The following is a 21,945-nucleotide window of genomic DNA, read 5'->3' as shown; positions in this document are numbered from 1 at the left end:
CTCCACGGATGAATACGAACACGAACTATCGTCATATCGTCTACGAACGCGCGGCCGACCGGGTGGTGCGTATCCTGATGAACCGGCCGGAGAAGCGGAACGCCCAGAACATCACGCTGATATACGAACTGGACGCCGCCTTGAAACGGGCCTGCTTCGACGACGGCGTACACGCGATCATCCTCGCCGGTGCCGGAGAGCACTTCAACGCCGGGCATGATCTAGGTCTCGAGGATTTCAACGAGCACACCGACGCCGAATCGACGAACGGACTCTGGGGGCAGTTCGCGGCGCCGGGGGCGGAAGGCTTCTACGGACGCGAGAAAGAGATCTACGTCGACATCACGGAACGCTGGCGCAATGCGCCGAAGCCGTTGATTGCGGAGGTGCAGGGCAACGTCATCGCCGGGGGCAACATGCTGGTATGGGCCTGCGATCTCATCGTCGCGTCCGACGATGCGAAATTCCGCGACAACACCGGTGCCGAACTTGGCGTTCCCGGCACCGAGTTCGCGATGCATCCTTACGAGATGGGCGTGCGGCGCGCCAAGGAATGGGCGTTCACCGGTGGCTGGTTGAGCGCGCAGGAGGCGAGAGCCTGCGGCATGGTCAATCGCGTCGTGCCGCGTGCGGAGTTGTCGGCAGCGACACTGGAGCTGGCGAAGACGATTGCCGCCAAGCCGCTGTTCTCGCTGAAGCTGATGAAGGAATCGATCAATGCCGCGCAGGACGCGCAAGGGCGGCGCCAATATCTGCAGCACGCACACGCTTTGCACACCATCGGCCACCTGCACAACCTGCTTGTGCACGGCTATCCAGTCGACACCTCGCAACTGCCGCCGGCCGTCCTCGCCAAAGTCCGATTGGCGCAGGAGGCGGGGAGCCTGCGCGTGCAAGCGGTTACGAGCGCGGACGCGAGAAGACCTGACTGAACGTCGCGCGGCATGTGCCAGCGCTCGTCGCGGCACCGCTTTCCGCGCGAGTGGCGCAGCCGCGATGTCGCCGGCCCGATGGCGGCGCTCGTGAACCCCTTACAGTGGAGATGCTTGTGATACCAAGAAGCCTGTTCAGTGCCGAGCACGAGGATTTCCGTCGCTCGTTCCGTCGCTTCGTCGACGAGGAAATCGTGCCGTTTCATGCGCAGTGGGAGGAAGATCAGCACGTCGACCGGAAGATATGGACGCGTGCCGGCGAGCTGGGCTTTCTCTGCGTCACCATGGCCGAGGCCTACGGCGGCGCCGGAGCGGATCGCCTGTACAGCACGATCATGCTCGAAGAACTGACCAAGGCAGGCGCGACCGGGGTGGGTTTCTCCCTGCATAGCGACATCGTTGCCAACTACATCGACCATTTCGGCAACGACCGGCAGAAGTCTCAGTGGCTGCCGCGCATGGCCAGCGGCGAATTGATCACCGCGATCGCGATGACGGAGCCGGGCGCCGGCTCGGATCTGCAGGCGATCAAAGCGACGGCGGTGCCCGACGGTGACCACTACGTTCTCAACGGCACGAAGACGTTCATCACCAATGGCTATCTCTGTGATCTGGTCGTCGTCGCCGCCAAGACCGGCGCTGTCGGCGACGGGGCCAGGGGCATCTCGTTGTTGCTGGTCGAAGCAAATTCGCCGGGCTTTTCTAAGGGCAAGCCGCTGAAGAAGGTCGGTTGGAAGGCGCAGGACACATGCGAGCTCTTCTTCGAGAACGTCCGCGTGCCGCGCAGCCACCTGCTCGGCGAGGAGGGCGGAGGCTTCAAGGCTTTGATGAAGGAGCTTGCGTGGGAGCGCCTGACCATCGCCATTGCCGGCATCGCCTGTGCGGAAGAATCGCTGCGCAGCACCCTTGAGTACGCGCGCAATCGCAAGATCTTCGGCAGCCCCCTGGCGGACTATCAGAACACGCGCTTCCGGCTCGCCGAGCTCAAGGCCGAAGTGGCGATCGGTCGTGTTTTCGTCGATCAGTGCATCGGCATGCTGCTCGAACACCGGCTCGCGCCCGACGATGCGGCGATCGCCAAATACTGGTGCTCGGAGTTGCTCGGGCGCGTCGTCGATCGCTGTGTGCAGTTTCACGGCGGCAACGGATACATGCTCGAGTACCCCATCGCGCGCGCGTATGTCGATTCTCGCGTGCATCGCATATTCGGCGGCGCGAACGAAGTCATGCTGGAGCTCATCGCGCGCGCGATGTGAGTCGCGCATGTCCGCAGACGGCGATGCGGCGAGGAGCACTGGTCGCTGGCGCGAAGCCGGGTTACGCGTGGCCTGGCAGACAGGGAGTGAAAAGTGAAGGCGAGAAATCTGGGAATGTTGCTGCTGCCCTTGCTGGCAGCACTCGTCGGCTGCGTCAGCAAGGACGTCGCCGAACGCTGCGAGCGGCTGGCCGGACTGCCGCTCGACCATGCGCGCGTGGTCGCCGCCGAACCGCACCGCGGCGGCCGCGAGTTCTCGCTGGCCGGCGCCTGGTTCGGCCGACCGTTCTTCCATGAGCCCGCGTCCTGTCGCGTCGAGCTTGAACTGACGCCCAGTGCCGATTCGAAGATCCGCACCGCGGTCTGGTTGCCGTCTGAACACTGGAACGGACGCCTGCAGGGCGTCGGCGTCGGTGGCTTCGGGGGCAGCATCGATACGACCAGTCTGCGCTTCTCGCTCGAGAACGGCAGTGTCGGTGTCGGCACGGACACCGGGCACGAGGGCAACGATCGTGACGGTACCTGGGCGCTGGGGCATCCGGAGAAGATGAAAGACTTCGCGTGGCGTGCCGTCCACGTATCCAACGTTGTCGCCAGGTCGCTCATCCAGGCGTACTACGGACGCCCGCCCGAGCATGCTTACTTCACCGGATGTTCCGGCGGCGGTCGCGAGGCGCTGGTTGAGGCGGAGCGCTTTCCACAGGATTACGACGGGATCATGGCTGGCGCGCCGGGCCTGAACATCCTGCCTGCCTGGGCGTGGATCCAGTTGCGCATCAAGCGGGCGGGGGCTTTCATACCGCCGCAGAAGATTCCGACCGTCGCCGCCGCGACGCTCGCTGCCTGCGACGCTCGCGACGGCGTGACCGACGGCATCATTGATGACCCGCGCCGTTGCCACTTTGATCCGGCGATACTGCAATGCAAGGCTGGCGACAGGGCTGACTGTCTGACGCCGGGCCAGGTGCAGTCGCTGCGCGATATCTACAGCGGACCTGGAGCAGGCTTTCACGGGTTCGAGCCGGGGGGCGAACTGGGCGACAAGGGAGGCTGGCTGACCTGGATCACCGGCAAGAAGCCCGGTGACAACTTCGAGTATGCCTACGTGCAGGACTTCTATCGGTATACCGTCTACGGCGATGCGAGCTGGAGTCTCGAAAGCTTCGATTTTTCCCGCGACAGTGCACTGATGCTGAACAAGGGCATCGAGTACGGCTCAGACGCGAGCGATCCCGACCTGAGCGCGTTTGCGGCGCGCGGCGGAAAGCTGATCCTCTATCAGGGCTGGAGCGATCCGGCGGTCACGCCGCAGACCACGGTGGATTTCTACGAGAGCGTGCGCGAACGCATGGGTGCCGAGCAAGTTGCCGACTTCGCGCGCCTCTACATGGTGCCTGGGATGCAACATTGCGTCGGCGGACCGGGACCGAACTTTTTCGGCACGATGCCGCCGGCTGCCGGCGCCGATCCGCATCGCGACATGGCAGCCGCGCTCGAGCGTTGGGTTGAAAACGGATCCGCGCCCGACGCGATCATCGCGACGAAGTACGACGACGATATCCAGCCGTTCTTTGCGCCTCAGAAGGCGAAACGGCTGCGCTCGCGCCCGCTATGCCCCTATCCGCAGGTGGCGCGCTGGACCGGCGTGGGCAGCACCGACCTTGCCGAAAATTTTCGCTGCACCGACGTCGCTCAGTGAGCATTGGCTGGATCGGTTGCGATCCCATTGCGTCTCGCCATCAATGACAAGGGCACTATGAAAATTCCTTTCATGTTCCGGCGCCTGCGATGGCGCATTCTGGGCGGTCTGTGTGGGCTCGTCGTGCTGTCGATCTTCGCGCTGTGGATTTCGAGCGTGCACGAAGGGCAGAGCATGCAGGCCCGCGCGATCGTTCTGCTGCTGCGCGCAATCGGCGCCAGGCACAGCATGCAGACGGTGACGGCCTTCGAGGCCGCAGTTGCAGAGGACCGCCGCCGCGGTGAAGCGCCGCCACCGGATGCACTGCGGCGTCGGTATCTGATCTCACGGCAAGCGCTCGATGGCGGCGCCGTCTACACGCTTGTGCCGCGCGCGATGCCGAACCCGGAACGCAGCCTGATTTTCATCCACGGTGGCGCGTACTGCGGCGCCACGAACGACGGACATTGGAACTTCGTCGGGAAAATCGGTGAAAGGACCGGCGTTCGTATCGTGCTGCCTCAATATCCGCTGGCTCCCGAGCACGACTGGAAACCGGCATATGCCATGCTCGGGCATCTGTACGCGCAGCTACTGGCCGACGGACCGTCCTCGTCGATCACGATCGCCGGCGATTCGGCGGGCGGCGGCCTCGCGCTGGGCTTTGCAGAGGCGCTGCGGGACGAGGGCAAGCCGATGCCGGGTGGTCTCGTGCTGATGTCGCCGTGGCTGAACCTGGTGCAAGACAATCCGGCGCAGGCCGCGCTCGAAGAAAGAGATCCGGCCCTGTCGCGGGTCGGGCTGGAGTGGGCGGCGATGCAATGGGCAAACGGCACCCCGCTGGGCGATCCGCATATCAGTCCGGTACTCGGGTCGCTTCGCGGCCTGCCGCCGATCCTGCTGTTCAGCGGCACGATGGATCTGCTCAATGCCGATGCGCGGCAACTTGTGGAAAAAGCCCGTCACGACGGTGCGCAGTTGGATTACCGCGAAGTTCCGAACATGTTCCACGACTGGATGCTGGCGCCTGTTCCGGAGGCGAAGTCAGCGGACAGCGGAGCCGTCGCCTTTATCCTGCGCGCGCCCTGAATGGCGCCCGGGGGCAGCGCGATGTCCATGACACACGGTAAACGCGAGTGTCGGCTTCAAGGCCGCCCGGCCATCATCTTGCGGTAGAGCGGTGTCGCGAAGGGCAGCGCTTCGATCGGGTAGCCCTCAAGAAGATCGATCTGCGTCGTGCGGAAATCCTTCTCCACATCCATGTAAGCATGATCCATCACGATCGCGCCGTGGCCGGGCAACAGCACGTCCCACTGAAACGGCAGACGCGGGTCGAGATGAAAGCCGGCGAGCTTGCGCAGTGAGGCCAAGTATTCCCGATTGTCGGTGAACGAGGTGCTCTGGTTGCCGAGGCGATTGTCGTAGAGAGCCGTGTCGCCGCCGAACAGTACGTTGCGTCCGCCCACCTGCAGCAGGAAACATGACGAGCCGGGCGTGTGTCCCGGCGTTGCGATGACATAAATCGTCTTGTTGCCGAGATGCAGGATTTCGCCGTCTGCCAGGCGGTCGCCCACCTTGGTATAAGGATAGGGCTGGTTCGGCATGATCAGGTAGAGCGCCGTGACCGCGGTGCCTTTCTCGATGGCGTCCGCGTCGCCTGCGCCGATCATGACTTCGGCCCCGGTTTTGCGGAATTCCTCGTCTGCCATCGCATGATCGAAATGCGCATGCGTGTTGAGTACCCAGCGCACGCGACGATTACCGAGGCCGAGCCTGGCGATGTTGGCGCGTTCGCTTTCGACCGTATTGGTCATGCCCGGGTCGACGAGCACCAGGCCCGCCTCGCCGGCGTCGATCACATAACTGAGATTCGGCTCGGTATTGACGAGATAGACATCGGGCAGGATGCGCGATGGCGCTGTCAGGAACGGCGGAGCGGACCTCGGGCCGAGCTTCGCATACGCGGTGTCGATATCGGCATCCGACGGCCACGGCTGTTCGATCGGCAGCCGTTTGTCGAGCTCGCGTCGTTTCCAGGTGTATTCGTCGAATGCGACGTGCTGGCCTTCCTCGGTTGTCACAACCGGCAGATCGGGCACGACACTCGCTCGGACCGGCAGGACGCTGGCGGCTGCCGCCAGTGCGAGCAGGGTAGTGGCTGTGGTTCTCCGCATTTCATTCTCCTCGGGTTGGAATGCCGCCGGTGTGTCCGGCACGTCCTGCCTGATCTCAGCGCAGATGACGCTCGAAGAACGTCACGATCACGGCGTAGGCTTCGCGCGACTCCGGCAGGTCGGCATCCATGAAGAAGGCGTGCCACATGCCGTTCCACAGATGCAGCTCGGTATCGACGCCGGCCTTCACCAGTTCGTTGTCCTGATGGATCACCGCACTCATCATGAAATCGCGGGTGCCACTGATCAGCAGGGTCGGTGGAAAGTGGCGCAGGGTTTCCGGCGAACGCACTGGCGCCACCAGCGGATCATCCACGGAGGCGCCGTTGAAGTACGGCCAATTGCCAAGCATGAACATGGGGTTGCCAGGCGCTACCGGTGGCGCCCCGAGCAGCGGCGCAGACATGTACAGGGAGTCGCCGTCGATGCCGCCGCCGGCGCCGCAGAACACGCCGATCGCCGCTGGTGTCGGCAGACCGACGTGGCGAAGCCAGGCAACGGATTCCGCCGTGAGGATTCCGCCGGCCGAGCAACCGTAGATGCCGATGCTCTTGGCATCGTGCGTCTTCAGCAACTCCCGGTAGACGGCTGCCACGTCTTCGCTGGCCGCCGGGTAATGGTGCTCCGGACCTTCGCGGTAGTCGACGGTCACGACCTCGACACCCATCAGTGCCGCGATCGGGGTGGCCTCGAGCTGACCTCCGGCGCCAGCACCCCACAGGAAGGCGCCGCCATGCAGATTGATCAGCACACGATGACGGTTCGCGGCGGCAACACCGGCGGCAGGCGTGACCACATCGGTTTCCACGCCGCCGATCCGGCGATGCTCGATCTTCACATCATAAAGACGGCGCGCCTTTTCGAGCAGGTCGCGGTTGTACTTGTCGTAGTACGCGCGCGACGCCGCGATGTCGCCGCCCAGCGGCGGTGCGTCGTTCCGCGTTTGCAGATTGTGGAGGAATGCGGCTCTTGCTTCAGCGCTGGCATATACAGAGAACGGAACCTGCATGGCCGGGACGTCGAGCGTAGCGGCATCGCGGCCTTTGGCATCGACGTCGCCGGCGACGGCGTTCGACGCGGCGAGGGCCCCGGCGAGCACCGCAAAGATCCAGCGGCTAGTTTGACGGGTCATGCTTGTTCCCCCTCTGTTGCGGGTTCCGGTGACCGTGAACCCTCTGACCGATTCGACCCGTTGCGCACGCAACGGACTCGCGCCGGAACGCGACGCGTTCGTGCGGCGACCACATCGAAAATGCGCGGCACGATTCGCAGGTGCGCACCGTCGGCAGTCTGTGCCGGGGCGCGAAACCTGTCCCCTACCATTTCGTGAGGGATTCGATCGCCGGCGTCACGTTCGGCGCAACCATTCCGCCTTCGGATCGCGCGGCGCCCCCACGCGGCGGTAGGGGACACACCTCGACCGTTATTGCAGTATGGTCGCGCGCGGCGAGACAAATCGCCGGACGGCGGCGATGCGGGCATTTGAACGCTGCCCTCGCCGTACGTGTGGCGGCCTGCGGCGGTGACCGTTTCTTGCAACTCCGGGCTGCCGGCCTCGCGTCGACGTTGCAGAACGCGATTGGTAGTCTGTAATCCTGCAATATCGAAAGAGCCGAAAAAGGCCGAAGAGGCAGAAGACGTGGAGGAGAGCAGTCGGACATGATTCACAGCGATTTGCCGCTGATCAGGACGAAACTCGCTCCTCCGCGCATCGGCAGTTCTCCGGTGCCGCGTCAGTCTCTGCTGCAGCGGCTGGAGAGCCAGCGCAGCCGCAGCCTGACATTGGTGACCGGGCCGGCCGGCTGCGGAAAGACCATGCTGCTCACGCAATGGCGCAAGAGTCTTGCGCTGCAAGGCGCCAAGGTCGCCTGGTACAACGCGTCGGCCGACGACAGTGACGATCTGGTGATCGAATACCTGATCGAAGGCCTGATGCAGGCCGAAGTGAATATCGATACCGAGGCCTTGCAGGCTTACCGACGTTCGGGCGGAAAGGCGTGGCGCCCGCTGATCTCGTCCCTGATCGACGACCTGTTCGACGAAGATCGCGATGTCTTCGTCGTCATCGACGATCTGCACCACATCTCGTCGTTCAGGCTGTTGCAGATGCTCGACGTCTGGCTCGGAATGGCGCCGGAGCGTTTTCATCTTGTGCTCGGTTCGCGAACCAGTCCGCCGCTGCAACTCGGGCGCCTGCGCATGGCTGATGGCGTGACCGAAATCCAGTTCAGCGATCTGCGCTTCAGCCTCGACGAGACGCGCCACTTCCTGAGGTCGCAGAACCTGGCTGGACTCAGCAGCGCGCAGGAGATGCGTCTGCATGAAATGAGCGATGGGTGGGCTGCGGGCCTGCAGCTGCTTGCCTATTCGCTGCGTCAGCACAAAAGCCCGGAGCAATTCTTCGAGGACCAGCCCGGCCTGCTGGTGTCGCGCGTCGATTCTCTGGAAAAGTATCTGGAGAGCACCGTCAACCAGCATCTCGGTGCCGACGAGCTGAGCTTCCTGGTCCGCATTTCCGCCTGCCGACGTTTCAATCGCGAGCTCTGTGAACAAGTGACCGGCAATGCCGAATCGGGCCGACTGCTTGAGCGCTTCGAGCGGGAAAACCTGTTCTTGTTGCCGATCGACACCAGTGACGCTGAGCCCTGGTACCGCTTCCACCGTCTGTTCGCGACCTTCCTGCATCGGCGCCTGGCGCGCCTGGGCGCGACGGAAATTGCCGGTATCCATACACGCGCAAGTCATTGGTTCGCGGGTCGCGATCTGCTGATCGAAGCGATGCGTCATGCCATGCTGGCGGATGACACTGCGTTCGCCGTCACCCTGGTCGATCGCACGGCGCGGCGCTTCGTGAATGGCGCGAATTTCGTCGAACTGCTGAAGTGGTGCGATGCGTTGCCGCCTGAAAGCCTGGCCGGTCAGCTCAATGTTCTGCTGTGCATGGCCTGGGCCCAGCTGTCCTGCGGGCGTATCGACGAGTTCGAACGCACAATGTCGACCATCGCCGCACATCCTGGCCGCGAGACCGCCAGCGCCGAAGCGGAATCCAGGCTGCTGCGCGCGTATTTCCTGATTTCCACCGATGACGGTGCTGCGGCCCTGGAGATACTCGAGCAGACACAGCAGGACGCCAGCGGACTGAATCCATTTCAGACCCTGATCGCCAGCAACATCACGAGCATTTGTCTGGTCTATGCCGGGCAGTTCGAGCGCGCACGGGAGGTTGCGCGGCTGCGCCGCCAGATCGACATCCGCGGCCGTCCCGATCGGCCCCGTCCATTGATCGATGTCGTCGACGGATTCAGTCATCTGATCGAAGGCAATATCGCGATCGCGAAAACGGCACTGACGGCCTTCATCAAGGACATCGAACCGCACACCGAATTTGCCTTCGACGCTGTTGGTCTGTTTTCCGGATATCTGCTCGAAGCTCTGTATCAGGAAAACGAAATCCAGGAGGCGCGCGATCTTCTCGATCAGCATATCGATGCCATCGACGCCGTCGGCAATCACAACGGGCTTCTCCACGCCTACCGCGTGCGCGCTCGCATTGAATTGCTGGGTGGCGAGGTCGTCGCGGCGGAGAAGACGCTGTCGCTGATTGAAGAATTCGGCTACCGCAGAAAGCTCGACCGCCTGATTGCCTGGTCACTTCACGAGCGGATCGAAATCGCACTGCACGTCAAGCAGCACGCGGCCGTTCCGGATCTGCTGGCACGCTTGCAGGAAATCGGGAAACGCTACGCGGATTGCGTGGACTGTGCCCGGGCAGAGATCGGCCTGGTTGCATTGCTGGCACGCGCGAATGCAGCCTGCGCGCTGGAAAGTGATGTGTCGGCCCGGGCCGCGATCGAAGCGGCATTGGTGGCGGCGCAACGAAATCGTCGGCAACTGTCGGTAACGCGCCTGGTCTTGATGCGTGCGCTTGTCCTTCATCGCAGCGGTCGCGTCGACGCCGCACTTGACGAAGCGCGCCAGGCGCTGGACGACGCTGCTGTAAAGTGCATGCGGCGCGTGCTACCGGATATCGGTGTGTCGGTACTGCCGATGGTCGATCGGCTGCTCGATGGCGAGCGGGACGTCGGGCGACGGACGCTGCTCGAATCGGCGCAGGCCGAGCTCGGGCGTCATGACGGGAACGAGCGGCGGCCGCCGGCATCGGCAGTCTTGCTGCCGACGGCGACGACCGAAATTCTCTCGGCGCGCGAGTCCGAGATACTTGTACTGTTGAGCCGTGCGCTGTCCGCGAAGACGATCGCGCGCTCGCTGGACCTGAGTGTTGGCACCGTCAAGTGGCACATGCGGAACGTCTACGGCAAGCTCGGTGCAAACTCGCGCGAAGAGGCATTGTCGAAAGCCCGGAGCCTGCACATCCTGCAGTGACGCGAGTTGGCGCGGGGCAGATCGGTGAATGCCGCCTCTCGCGTCCGCCGCCCCCTCGGAATCCCCTACTTCGCGGTAGGTGGAAGGACAAGTCCGGAAACCTAGAATTCCTCCTCATCGTGATGCCGGTGCGCATCACCCGAAAGATCCGTGCAGCGGACACAAGCCGAGGAGAGCACATGCGGCATCAGCAAGTCGGGAATCCGCGTCAGCGCTGCGGTGCGGTGGCCGCTGTTGTCGTCGCGCTCGGGCTGTCGGTGTGCGTCTGCGCGCGAGCCGATGATGCACAGGGGCCGCAGGAACAGTCGCCTGCGATCGCACAGGCCGGGCCGGCAACGCCGTCGGATTCGAACGTGGCGGCGCCGGCGCAGGCTCCGGATGCGTCGGCAGGGCAGGTGACCAACAGCTCTCGGGCAGAAATTCCCGAGGTCATCGTGACGGCAACCAAGCGCAAGCAATCGCTGCGCGACATTCCGGCCAGCATCACGTCGATTCCGGGCGAAGAGCTGGCACAGCGAAATGCACAGAACATGCAGGACATCGTCAAGCTGGTGCCTGGCGTGAACTACACACAGGATGCAGTGACGCCGGGGCATATCACGGTGCGCGGCATTTCGGCGGCCCCGAGCACCGGCTTCACGACCGGCGTGCTGTTCGGCGATGTCTCGTTCATCGACGAATACATCCCGGTTTCGGCACTCGACCCCAATCCCTTCGACTTGCAGAGCGTCGACGTGCTCAAGGGGCCGCAGGGTACCCTGTTCGGCGCATCCGCACTGAACGGCGCCATTCGCTACGTGCCGGAGCCGCCACATTTCGATCAGTGGCAGTTCAATTACTACGCCAGCTACAGCCGCTACGTGGACAGCGACTGGAAGCCGAACATTGGCGCGGTCGTCAATGTGCCGATCGGCGATACGCTGGCGCTGCGCTTCATGGGGTTCGATCGTCATGCGCCGGGATGGATCAACAATACCCGCACGGGCGTTGATGCCGCGAACAGGACCGATCAGGACGGCACGCGCGCCATCCTCGGCTGGCAACCGCAAGACGATATCGACGTCAAGCTCACCTACGCCTGGCAGAATACCCACGTCGCCGACACCGCCGTCGCCACCGACGCCAATCTCGACAACACGGTGAATCCGCGAGCAAGTCCGACGCATGTCGGCTACTCACTGGCCGATCTGAACGCCGGCTTCAATCTCGGGTTCGCGCGCCTCGTCTCCGACACGGCTTACGTTCACAAGCGCAGCTACCTCTATTCCGAGGAATCCAATCGTCTGGAGGGGTTGGCGCCCGACATCATTCCGGACGGCTCGATTCCCTTGATCGCGCTGGTCGTCAACGCACATTCGAACACGATCAGCCAGGAATTCCGGCTGGTGTCCCCGGACGACAAGGATTCCCCCTGGCGGTGGGTGGCCGGAGTCTTCGGCTCACGCCAGCATGCCGTGACATCCCTCGACACGCCCATCGGAGATGCATCCATTCCGTTCGGTGATCTCCTGCCGCTGATCCAGCAGTTCTTCCCGCAGATCACGGGCGGGGAGGCGCAGGGTGGCATCGTCAACGGCGAGCATTCGGCGGTAGACGCCGAGGTGCGGGAGCTGGCGCTGTTCGCAGACGTCACACGGCGCTTGTGGAAGGAAGTCGAGCTGTCGCTGGGTGGCCGTCTCTACAACACGAAGTCCTCGGGCAACGGCGTCGCATACGGACCGCTGGTGATCGCCAGCGTCGCGGAAAACCAGCAAGTGGTCGAGAAGCGATCCGGTGCTGTCGGCGAAACCGGATTCAATCCCAAAGTCTCGCTGAGCTGGCACGTCACCCCGGAATTCATGGCCTATGTCGCGGCGTCGAAGGGTTTCCGGGTCGGCGGGCTCCAGACCGGCTCGACTTTGCCGGGAGAGGCAGCACCGCCGCCCGTTTTCAAGTCTGACTCGATCTGGAACTATGAAAGCGGCGTCCGTACCGAATGGTTCCATCGCACTCTGCGCTTCGATGTCACCGGGTTCTACGAACGCTGGAGCGATCCGCAGTACCAGGAGTTCGACAACCTGGGACTCAATTCCTTCATGACCAATGTCGGCGGCGTGAAGAGCGTCGGTGCCGAGGCGGCGCTGCAAGTGTTGCTGCCGGTGCGCGGCCTGATGTTCAGCGTGTCCGGCAGCTACGCCGATACCGTGACGACCAAGCCGTTCGACAACCCGGATGGCAGCACCGCACCGGCCGGCACACCATGGCCGTTCGCGCCGCACTGGCAGACCGCGACCACGCTGGCGTACACACGCGACATCGGCGACTGGAGCGTCTACGGTGCGGCGACGCATACCTACCTCGGCAAGGCCGTCAACAATCTCCAGCAGCAGTTGCCGATTTTCGGATACCAGCAGTGGGACGCGAACGTCAGTCTCGACAGCAAGTCCTGGCGCTGGATGCCGGAACTGACGCTGACCGTCAGCAACCTGCTCGATGAACGCGGCCTCGTGAACCACAACGTTTCGGCTGGCGCCAATCCTTTTGACGACTTGACCTTCATTCAGCCCCGCCAGATCAGCCTGCGACTGAGTGGCCATTTCTAGGCCGTACGCGAACGTTGCCGCGATGCCTTGCTGGCCGCACCTGGAAATCGAGTCACGTCATGGGCACCTTCCTGAAGATCACAGCCGCTATCCTGGTTGGCGTGCTTGCCCTCGTCGTGAGCCTCTGGCTTTGGCTGAAGTTGCCAGCGGCGCCCGACGTCGCGGCTGCCAAGCCGCTGCCGGTCGGGTTCATCTGGGGGGTATCGTCGTCCGCCGTGCAGAGCGAAGGCGGCTCCGTCGATTCGGCTGTTCTGCGCCTGAACAGGAAAGCCGTCTCAGCTGCCGAAAACCCCGAGGACCCGCTCGGTCATTCCGTCGATTTTCGCCATCGATATCGCGATGACATCGCACTCGCGCACGATCTGGGCGTCAACACCTTTCGCCTGGGAGTCAGCTGGGCGCGTGTTGAACCAAGGAAAGGTCAGATCGACACGCGGGAACTTGCGTACTACGACGATGTGATTCGCGCCCTCAAAGACGCCGGGATTCGCCCGCTGATCACGCTGGAGCACTTCGATCAGCCGGGATGGATCGCGGATCAGGGCGGCTGGGGCAATCCGCGGACCGTCGACGACTTTCTTGCTTATGTCCAACTGATCGTCGAGCGTTACGACCCCGATGTCCGATGGTGGTTGAGCTTCAACGAAACCTCGTTGTACATGATTGCCGCCGCCGCCCGTGCCGGCCACGGTCTCGGCGGTGCCGCGAAAATCCGCCACAACCTGATCGACGCGCACCGCCGCAGTTACGAACTGATTCACAGCCTGCAGCCGGATGCCATGGTGTCGTCGAATATCGCCTGGGCGGGCGACACCTTCGCGAGCCGGCTCGTCGAAAAGCTTCTGGACTGGGCGTTCCTCGATCAGATCGCGGACCGCATCGACTATATCGGGCTCGACTACTACACCTCGGACATCAGCGGTCTGGCCGGCAAGGACTGGGACTGGCGCCAGGAGCCGGCCGGGCTCTATCGCGCACTGCACGAGCTGTCTCGACACTATCCGCGTTTGCCACTGCTGGTCACGGAGAACGGCATGGCGACCGACAACGCTGCGCCGCGTCGTGACGGCGTGCGACGCGAGGATGCCCTGCGCGACAGCGTGTACTGGGTGCAGCGCGCGCGCGCCGACGGCATCGACGTCGTCGGTTACATGGTGTGGTCGTTGACCGACAACTTCGAATGGGGCAGCTATTCACCGCGCTTCGGCCTGTACACCGTCAACGTACTGACCGATCCGGCGCTGACCCGCATTCCGACGGCAGCGGTACCTGTCTACCGCCAGATCATCGCGAATGCCGGTGTCGCGCCGGCCTACCGACCGGTCGTAGACCCCTGAGCGCAGGGGCACCGAGCACGCGTCGGGATCGCCCACCAGACAATCAACTGAGGGATAGACATGCAAATCGCTTCCGGAAGTTCCTCGCTCGGAGAGCCCAAGGCCGCCTCCTCGGCGCCCGGCCTGCGTCCGTTCGTGTTCGCCCTTTTCTTCGTTTTCGGCGGCATTACCAGCTTGAATGACGTTCTCATTCCAAAGCTTAAAAGTCTGTTTTCTCTCAACTACGCAGAAGCAATGCTGGTGCAGTTTGCCTTCTTCCTCGCTTACTTTCTTGTTTCCGCGCCAGCTGGTGCGCTCATTCAAAGGATCGGGTACCTGCGCGCCGCCGTTCTGGGTCTGATGACGATGACGCTCGGGTGCCTGCTGTTCATTCCAGCCTGCGCCTATGGGCTCTACGCCGCGTTCCTCGTTGCGCTGTTCGTGCTGGCGTCGGGAATCACCATCGTGCAGGTCGTCGTCAATCCGCTGATCTGTGTGCTTGGCGCCCCTGAAACCGCGCATAGTCGGCTCAACTTCGCGCAGGCGTTCAATTCGCTGGGCACTACGCTGTTTCCATACCTTGGCGCCTTGTTGATCCTCCGTCCGCTCGCCGACGGCGCGCCGGCAGCGAGTGCTGCGGAGGGTGCGTTCAACCCTGCAGAGGCCGCGATGATGTCGCATACCTACCTCGCGCTGGCGCTGTTCCTGCTGCTGGTGGCTGCAGTCGTGTGGCTGCAAAGAAACCGCCTGACGGAAAATCACGAGTCCGGCTCGGGGCTGTCCGGCGCACTGACCCTGCTGCGCCGACCACGCCTGGCATTGGGTGCCCTCGGCATCTTCGTCTATGTCGGTGCCGAAGTGGCGATCGGCAGCATGCTGGTCAGCTATCTGATGCAGGCCGACACCATGGCGCTGACAGCCGAAACTGCCGGCAAGCGCGTCGCGCTGTACTGGGGCGGCGCGCTGTTCGGCCGATTTGCAGGAGCAGAACTGTTACGCCGCTTCAGTCCGCCGCAAGTGCTCACCGTTGCGGCGCTGGGTGCGATGGGCCTGCTGCTGCTCTCGGGGTTCGGCACGGGTGCGTTGTCGGGTGCGGCCTTGATCTCGGTCGGTCTCTTCAACTCCGTGATGTTTCCGACGATCTTCTCGCTGGCTTCCGAGGGGCTCGGGGATCGCGCGCCCGGCGGTTCCGGACTGATCTGCATGGCGATCGTCGGCGGTGCCATCGTGCCGGTCATCGCCGGCGCCGTAGCGGATGTCTCGACACTTCGTGCGGCGCTCCTGGTGCCGTTCCTGTGCTATGGCGGGATCGCAGCGTATGGGCGCTTCTGCAATGTGCGCCCGGTCGGCGCGGATTAACGCCGCAGACCGTAGCGCGCAGTCAGACCCGCAAGGTCTGGAGGGGCACGTTCCACGGCACCCTACCGCGGCGGTAGGTCCGGGCCAGGCGGTCTGCCGGTAACTTGAAGGCAAGTCCAGCCACATGCCGTGTCCTAAAAATTTCGATGATACCCAGAGCGTTGTTCCAGCCCGAGCACGAGGAGTTCCGTCGCAACGTGCGGCGTTTCATGCAGGAGGAAGTCGTTCCGAAACACGACACCTGGGAGGCACAGAACCAGGTCGATCGTGCCATCTGGAAGCGCGCCGGGGAGCTCGGCCTGCTCTGCATCACGATGCCGGAGGAATACGGTGGTGGCGGTGCCGACCGGCTTTACAGCGCCGTGTTGATCGAGGAGCAGTCGCGGGCGGGCGCGAGCGGCCTCGGTTTTTCGCTGCACACCGATATCGTCTCCAACTATCTCAACAACTTCGGCAGCCACGAGCAGAAGCTCGAATGGCTGCCGAGAATGGCGACCGGGGAAATCGTGACGGCGATCGCAATGAGCGAGCCCGCGGTCGGCACGGATCTTCAGAACATCAAGACACGCGCGCTCGACATGGGCGACCACTACCTGGTCAACGGCTCCAAGACTTTCATCACCAACGGCTATCTCGCCGACATGGCGATCGTCGCAGTAAAAACCGATCCACCGGAGGCTGACAAAGGCGCACACAGCATCTCTCTGCTGATCGTCGAAGCGAACCGCAAGGGCTTCAGCAAGGGGGCTCCGCTGAAGAAGATCGGCATGAAGGCGCAGGACACCTGCGAGCTGTTCTTCGAGAACGTCGAGGTGCCGAAGGCGAACCTGCTTGGCGCCGCCGGCAAGGGGTTCGTCGCGCTGATGAAGGAATTGCCCTGGGAAAGGATGATCATCTCGATTGGCTCGATCGCCGGAGCAGAGGCTGCGCTCGAGAACACGATGGACTACACGCGAAGCCGAAAGGTGATGGGGCAGTCGGTCGCCAGTTTCCAGAACTCCCGGTTTCGCCTTGCCGAGATGAACACGGAGATCGGCCTCGGCCGTGTATACGTCGATCGCTGCCTGGAGCTGTTGCTCAAGGGGCAGCTGAGCCCTGAAGACGCCGCAGCAGCGAAGTACTGGTGCTCCGATCTGTACTGTCGCGTCGTCGACCAGTGTCTGCAGCTGCATGGTGGCTACGGCTACATGCTCGAGTACCCCATCGCGCGCGCGTACGTCGACTGCCGGCCGACGCGCATCTTTGGCGGATCGAATGAAGTGATGAAGGAACTCATCGCGCGTTCGATGTCGATCTGAGCCTGACATTCGAGAACACGGAAATACTCATATGAGCGAACAACTTCGATTCGACGGCAAAGTCGTCATCATCACCGGCGCCGGCAACGGCCTCGGCCGCCAGCACGCCCTGATGTTCGCTGCGCGAGGCGCCAGGGTTGTCGTCAATGATCTCGGTGGCGGCGCCCATGGCGGTGGCAAATCCTCCGCGTCCGCCGACGCAGTCGTGGAGGAAATCAGGCGTTCAGGTGGCGAAGCGGTCGCCAATCACGATTCCGTCGAAGACGGGCCCAGTATCGTGCAGACCGCCATCGACGCATTCGGGACCGTCGACATCGTCGTCAACAACGCGGGCATCCTTCGCGACGTCAGTTTCCAGAAGATGAGCCGGGACGACTGGGACCTGATCATGAAAGTGCACGTCAACGGTGCGTTCTCGGTGACCCATGCCGCCTGGCCGTACCTGCGCGACAAGGGTTACGGCCGCATCATCTTCACGACCTCCGGTGCCGGCATTTACGGAAACTTCGGTCAGGCCAACTATTCGGCAGCCAAATTGGCACTGCTGGGATTGGCCAACACCCTGACGCTGGAAGGCCGCAATCGAAACATCCTGGTCAACACCATCGCGCCGATCGCGGCCTCGCGGCTCACTGAGACAGTGATGCCGGCAGAGCTGTTGGCCGTTCTCAAACCCGACTACATCAGTCCGCTGGTCGGCTGGCTTTGCCACGAGCAGTGCACGGAGACCGGCGGACTCTTCGAGGTGGGTGCCGGCTACATGGCCAAGCTGCGCTGGGAGAGAACCCGTGGGCACACCTTTGGCCAGGGGCTCAAGTGGGACGTCGAGCAGGTGGCGGCGAAGTGGCCCAAGGTCATCGACTTCGACGATGCCGAACACCCGCAGTCCGTCAACGACACGGTCTCCGCGATCATGACGGCGCTCAATGCCAGGAGCTACGGTGGCAACGAGTTTCTCGATCTGGACGTGGCTTACGCCGCCGAGAACACGCTGGAGTCGGCTTACGACGAAAACGATCTGGCGCTGTATGCGCTCGGCGTCGGCGCAGCGCGAAACCCGGTTGACGGCGACGAACTGAAATACGTCTATGAACTTGACGAGCAGTTCGCGGCCTTGCCCACCTACGCCGTGATGCCGCCGTCGAACGTGATGCTGGCGATGAGCAAGGACGGCAAGTTGCCGCTGCCTGGTCTGAATTTCGGCTTCGACCGGTTGCTGCATGGCGAGCAGTACACGGAGATCAGGCGGCCGCTGCCGCGTCGTGGTCGCTTCAAGCACACGTTCAGACTCAAGGCTGCCTACGACAAGAATCCGCACGCCGTTGTGGTGACTTCGATCACGACAACCGATGAGAGCGGCCAGGAGATCGCGTACAACGAGTCCACTTCGTTCGTGCGCGGTGCCGGCGGCTGGGGTGGCGATCGCGGCCCGAGCGGCGATATCAACCAGCCGCCGCCGCGTGATCCGGATTTCGTGATCGAAGAAAAAACGCTGCCGAACCAGACCCTGTTCTACCGACTTTGCGGCGATTGGAACCCGCTGCATGCCGATCCGGCATTTGCCAAGGCCTTCGGCTACGACCGGCCGATCCTTCACGGACTATGCACCTACGGCATCCTCGGCCGGCAAGTGGTCAAGGCCTTCTGTGGCAACGACCCGCGCAAGTTCAAGAGCATCAAGGTGCGCTTCGCCGAGACCGTCTTTCCGGGCGAGACGCTTGAGACGCGCATGTGGAAGGAGTCCGAGCTGCGCATCGTCTGCGAAGTGCGTGTCAAGGAGCGGGACAAGGTGGTGATCCGTAACGCTGCTGTCGAGCTGTTCGAACAGATCCCTCTGCCGGCCACGAGCGGCGCAGCGACCGGCGAAAGCGCGACGCCCACGAAAGGACCGATCGCGGCGGACATCTTCGCCGCGATCGGTCGATACCTCGCAACCAGCAAAGGTCTCGGCGATCAGCTCAAGACGGTCTTCCAATTCAAGCTGAAATCGCCGGAGAGCGCCTGGACGCTCGACATGAAATCCGGCGACGGCCTCGTCGTGTCCGGCATCAAGGGTAGCGCTGACGTGACGCTGGAGCTCAATGAAAACGACTTCGTCGCGATGTCCACCGGACGTGCCGACCCCAACAAGCTGTACTTCGGCGGCAAGATGAAAGTGAGCGGCAATGTCATGGCCTCCCAGAAGCTCGGCTTTCTGCAGAAGCTCGAAGCCGGGCTGATCGACGAAGTGGTGCAGGCCCGGCTGGGGCAGGGCGGCGCGCCCGCGCAGGCCATCGACGTGCCATCGGAAGCTCCGAAGCCTGGCCGTGCAGGCGAAATCTTCGATGCACTGCGCAAGCGCCTGAGCCGCGATCCGCAAGCGGCCGACGGCCTCCAGGGGCAGGCCCTCAGATTCGAGTTGCAAGCGCCAGCGGCCAGCTGGTTCGTGGATTTCTCCGGCAAGACGCCGATGATCGAACCAGGTTCCTGCAATGCAGCGCAGGCGGTTTTCGGCATCGCCGACGACGATCTGGTCGCGTTGGCCACCGGTCAGGCCGGCATTCGTGATCTCTACCAGCGCGGCCGTTTGCGCGTCGATGGTGATGTGCGACTTGCGTATCAGCTGACGATGTTCGACAGGCTGATCTGAGCGACCCGCGCCATTGTCCAGCCGTTTCACCAACCGAAGATCGAGGAACCCGAAATGAAACGTCGCGTCAATGTCATTGGTGTCGGCATGACCAAGTTCGCCAAGCCCGGCGCCAGCCCGGAATACCACGAGATGGCGAAGGAAGCCGGGAGCAAGGCTCTCGGCGATGCCGGCGTCGCCTACAAGGATGTGCAGCAGGCCTACGTCGGCTACGTCTACGGCGATTCGACCTGCGGACAGCGGGCGGTATACGAGCTCGGGCTGACGGGAATTCCCGTGGTCAACGTCAACAACAATTGCTCGACCGGCTCCACGGCGCTGTGGCTGGCGCGTCAGGCGATCGAGAGCGGTGCGGCGGAGTGCGTGCTGGCACTCGGCTTCGAGAAAATGTCGCGCGGCGCACTGGGCAACAAGTATGACGATCGCGAGACGCCAATGAGCCGTCATGTGCAGGTGATGCTCGACGTGCAGGGCATGAACAGCGCACCGCCGGCGGCGCAGATGTTTGGTGGCGCCGGTCGCGAATATCGCTTCCAGCACGGCACCAGAAAGGAAACCTTCGGCAAGATTGCCGAAAAGGCTCGCGATCACGCCAGCCGCAATCCTTACGCCCTGTTCAACCAGAGACTGAGCCTGGACGAAATCATGGCGTCCGAAGAAGTTTTCGATCCACTGACCCGCTTTCAGTGCTGTCCGCCGACTTGCGGCGCCGGCGCCGCGATCCTGTGTTCTGACGAATTCGCGAAGAAGCAGGGAATTTCAAAGCCCGTCTACATTGCCGCTCAGGCAATGACCACCGACTACGCCAGCAGCTTCGACGAGCAGAGCATGATCAAGATGGTCGGCTTCGACATGACACGCGAAGCATCGCGGCAGGTCTATGAAGCCAGCGGCATCGGGCCCGAAAATGTCAGCGTTGTCGAATTGCACGACTGCTTCACCGCCAACGAACTGCTGACCTACGAGGGACTGGGGCTCTGTCCGGAAGGTGGCGCCGAGAAATTCATTTGGGATGGCGACAACACTTACGGCGGCAAGGTCGTGACCAACCCCTCGGGCGGCCTGCTGTCCAAAGGACACCCCCTCGGAGCGACCGGGCTTGCGCAATGTACCGAGCTCGTCTGGCAGTTGCGTGGTGTAGCCGAGCACCGCCAGGTGGAAGGTGCGAATGTCGCCCTTCAGCACAATCTCGGATTGGGCGGCGCTTGCGTGGTGACGATGTACCGCCGCGATTGACGGTTCTGCATCGCAGCGACGCCAAAAAGTTTCGGGCGTCAACCCCTCCCTTTTCGGGCAGGGCAGTCGGTCGAAGCAGACAGAGAGAATGCAGATCATGCCGGATGCCAGACCGCGGGGATCCGGGCGGGTTGCGTTTCGTGGCTTCAACAGCAATCAGGAGTAATTTGGAATGGGAAAGTTGCAAGGCAAGGTTGCGCTCATCACGGGATCAGGCCGCGGCATCGGCCGTGAGGTTGCGCTGAAGCTGGCATCGGAGGGTGCCGTCGTGGTCGTCAACGATCTCGATGCCGGCCCTGCTGAGGAAACCGTCGACGCGATCCGGGCGCTCGGGAGCAAGGCGGTCGCCTGTGTCGGCAGCGTTACCGAAGCGGATTTCGGAGAACGCTTCACGCAGTGCGCCCTCGATCAATTCGGCGGGATCGACATCATCGTCAACAACGCGGGCTATACCTGGGACAACGTTGTGCAGAAGATGAGCGACGAGCAGTGGTACGCGATGATCGACGTGCATCTGACGGCACCGTTTCGCGTGCTTCGCGCCGCCGCCGGATTCATCCGCGAAGCGTCGAAGAAGGAAGCCGAAGCCGGCATCGAGAATTTCCGCAAAGTCGTCAACATCTCCTCGATCGCCGGCACCAGCGGCAACGCGGGGCAGATCAATTATTCCACCGCGAAGGCCGGTGTGCTCGGCATGACCAAGACCATGGCCAAGGAATGGGGGCGCTTCAAGGTCAACGTCAACGCGGTTGCCTTCGGCCTCATCAAGACCCGCCTGACGGAGGCGCCGGCCGGTTCGGGAGCGATGGTCGACATCGAGGGGCGCAAAATCAAGGTCGGGGTCAATCCCGATTTCCTGAAGGCGGCGGAATCACAGATTCCACTGGGTCGCGCCGGCACGCCGCAGGAAGCTGCGGCCGCGGTTGCATTGTTCTGTTTCCCGGAATCGAACTACATCAGCGGCGAGACGCTGCTCTGTGCCGGCGGCATCCGCTAGCTTGCCGCACGATCGCACGTCGCGCAGCTGTTGCCTTGCTTGCAATCGACGTCGCAATCATTGATGTGCGCGGCGGCGCGCCGTCAGTCACTCGACATCGTCCGAC

Annotated in this window: 14 protein-coding genes; 12 read left to right on the top strand and 2 right to left on the bottom strand. The window is 63.0% G+C overall.

Annotated features, from left to right (window positions below):
* The first annotated feature begins 8 nt into the window (after positions 1–8).
* The 4 genes from G7Y85_RS12590 (at position 9) to G7Y85_RS12575 (ending at position 4,954) form a co-directional block, all read left to right on the top strand.
* Positions 9–932, top strand: a complete 924-nt coding sequence (locus G7Y85_RS12590) for an enoyl-CoA hydratase (protein ID WP_166257435.1) — start codon at positions 9–11, stop codon at positions 930–932.
* Positions 933–1,048: 116 nt separating this feature from the next.
* Entirely contained in the window at positions 1,049–2,188 is a 1,140-nt protein-coding gene (locus tag G7Y85_RS12585; RefSeq protein ID WP_366514962.1) for an acyl-CoA dehydrogenase family protein, read from the top strand.
* 114 nt (positions 2,189–2,302) lie between these two features.
* Positions 2,303–3,886 carry a tannase/feruloyl esterase family alpha/beta hydrolase gene (locus G7Y85_RS12580; RefSeq protein WP_166257428.1) on the top strand — a complete coding sequence of 528 codons (1,584 nt, stop codon included), beginning with the start codon at positions 2,303–2,305 and terminating at the stop codon, positions 3,884–3,886.
* A 27-nt stretch (positions 3,887–3,913) separates the two neighbouring features.
* A complete protein-coding gene (locus G7Y85_RS12575; protein ID WP_166257424.1) occupies positions 3,914–4,954 on the top strand; it encodes an alpha/beta hydrolase in 1,041 nt (346 codons plus the stop codon).
* A gap of 56 nt (positions 4,955–5,010) precedes the next feature.
* Here the strand turns inward: G7Y85_RS12575 and G7Y85_RS12570 are convergent, their stop codons facing one another.
* The gene (locus G7Y85_RS12570; RefSeq protein ID WP_166257421.1) at positions 5,011–5,964 is read right to left on the bottom strand and encodes an MBL fold metallo-hydrolase; all 954 of its coding nucleotides are present in this window, start codon (positions 5,962–5,964) and stop codon (positions 5,011–5,013) included.
* Positions 5,965–6,094: 130 nt separating this feature from the next.
* The gene (locus G7Y85_RS12565) at positions 6,095–7,171 is read right to left on the bottom strand and encodes an alpha/beta hydrolase (protein ID WP_166257418.1); all 1,077 of its coding nucleotides are present in this window, start codon (positions 7,169–7,171) and stop codon (positions 6,095–6,097) included.
* A gap of 527 nt (positions 7,172–7,698) precedes the next feature.
* Here G7Y85_RS12565 and G7Y85_RS20290 point away from each other — a divergent pair.
* The 8 genes from G7Y85_RS20290 to G7Y85_RS12525 all read left to right on the top strand — a co-directional run bounded on the left by G7Y85_RS20290 (position 7,699) and on the right by G7Y85_RS12525 (position 21,839).
* Positions 7,699–10,422, top strand: a complete 2,724-nt coding sequence (locus G7Y85_RS20290; protein WP_494546249.1) for a helix-turn-helix transcriptional regulator — start codon at positions 7,699–7,701, stop codon at positions 10,420–10,422.
* A gap of 179 nt (positions 10,423–10,601) precedes the next feature.
* The gene (locus G7Y85_RS12555) at positions 10,602–13,004 is read left to right on the top strand and encodes a TonB-dependent receptor (RefSeq protein WP_166257412.1); all 2,403 of its coding nucleotides are present in this window, start codon (positions 10,602–10,604) and stop codon (positions 13,002–13,004) included.
* 59 nt (positions 13,005–13,063) lie between these two features.
* On the top strand, positions 13,064–14,341 hold the full coding sequence (locus G7Y85_RS12550) for a glycoside hydrolase family 1 protein (RefSeq protein ID WP_166257409.1): 1,278 nt from the start codon (positions 13,064–13,066) through the stop codon (positions 14,339–14,341).
* A 60-nt stretch (positions 14,342–14,401) separates the two neighbouring features.
* A complete protein-coding gene (locus tag G7Y85_RS12545; protein WP_166257406.1) occupies positions 14,402–15,679 on the top strand; it encodes a sugar MFS transporter in 1,278 nt (425 codons plus the stop codon).
* Positions 15,680–15,825: 146 nt separating this feature from the next.
* Entirely contained in the window at positions 15,826–16,977 is a 1,152-nt protein-coding gene (locus G7Y85_RS12540) for an acyl-CoA dehydrogenase family protein (protein ID WP_166257403.1), read from the top strand.
* 31 nt (positions 16,978–17,008) lie between these two features.
* Positions 17,009–19,606 carry a peroxisomal multifunctional enzyme type 2 gene (locus tag G7Y85_RS12535; protein ID WP_166257400.1) on the top strand — a complete coding sequence of 866 codons (2,598 nt, stop codon included), beginning with the start codon at positions 17,009–17,011 and terminating at the stop codon, positions 19,604–19,606.
* Positions 19,607–19,660: 54 nt separating this feature from the next.
* Positions 19,661–20,842 (top strand): lipid-transfer protein, encoded by a 1,182-nt coding sequence (locus tag G7Y85_RS12530; RefSeq protein ID WP_166257397.1) that lies wholly within the window; start codon positions 19,661–19,663, stop codon positions 20,840–20,842.
* Positions 20,843–21,014: 172 nt separating this feature from the next.
* A complete protein-coding gene (locus G7Y85_RS12525; RefSeq protein WP_166257394.1) occupies positions 21,015–21,839 on the top strand; it encodes an SDR family NAD(P)-dependent oxidoreductase in 825 nt (274 codons plus the stop codon).
* The last annotated feature ends 106 nt before the right edge of the window (positions 21,840–21,945 follow it).

The organism is Solimonas terrae (genome assembly GCF_011067135.1).
GTDB classification, from domain to species: domain Bacteria; phylum Pseudomonadota; class Gammaproteobacteria; order Nevskiales; family Nevskiaceae; genus Solimonas; species Solimonas terrae.
This window is presented reverse-complemented; position numbering and strand designations above follow the sequence as displayed.

Coding starts and splice junctions, on each gene's coding strand:
- G7Y85_RS12590 (WP_166257435.1), top strand. CDS start 9: ATGAATACGAACACGAACTATCGTCATATCGTCTACGAACGCGCGGCC.
- G7Y85_RS12580 (WP_166257428.1), top strand. CDS start 2,303: ATGTTGCTGCTGCCCTTGCTGGCAGCACTCGTCGGCTGCGTCAGCAAG.
- G7Y85_RS12565 (WP_166257418.1), bottom strand. CDS start 7,171: ATGACCCGTCAAACTAGCCGCTGGATCTTTGCGGTGCTCGCCGGGGCC.
- G7Y85_RS20290 (WP_494546249.1), top strand. CDS start 7,699: ATGATTCACAGCGATTTGCCGCTGATCAGGACGAAACTCGCTCCTCCG.
- G7Y85_RS12555 (WP_166257412.1), top strand. CDS start 10,602: ATGCGGCATCAGCAAGTCGGGAATCCGCGTCAGCGCTGCGGTGCGGTG.
- G7Y85_RS12550 (WP_166257409.1), top strand. CDS start 13,064: ATGGGCACCTTCCTGAAGATCACAGCCGCTATCCTGGTTGGCGTGCTT.
- G7Y85_RS12545 (WP_166257406.1), top strand. CDS start 14,402: ATGCAAATCGCTTCCGGAAGTTCCTCGCTCGGAGAGCCCAAGGCCGCC.
- G7Y85_RS12540 (WP_166257403.1), top strand. CDS start 15,826: ATGATACCCAGAGCGTTGTTCCAGCCCGAGCACGAGGAGTTCCGTCGC.
- G7Y85_RS12535 (WP_166257400.1), top strand. CDS start 17,009: ATGAGCGAACAACTTCGATTCGACGGCAAAGTCGTCATCATCACCGGC.
- G7Y85_RS12530 (WP_166257397.1), top strand. CDS start 19,661: ATGAAACGTCGCGTCAATGTCATTGGTGTCGGCATGACCAAGTTCGCC.
- G7Y85_RS12525 (WP_166257394.1), top strand. CDS start 21,015: ATGGGAAAGTTGCAAGGCAAGGTTGCGCTCATCACGGGATCAGGCCGC.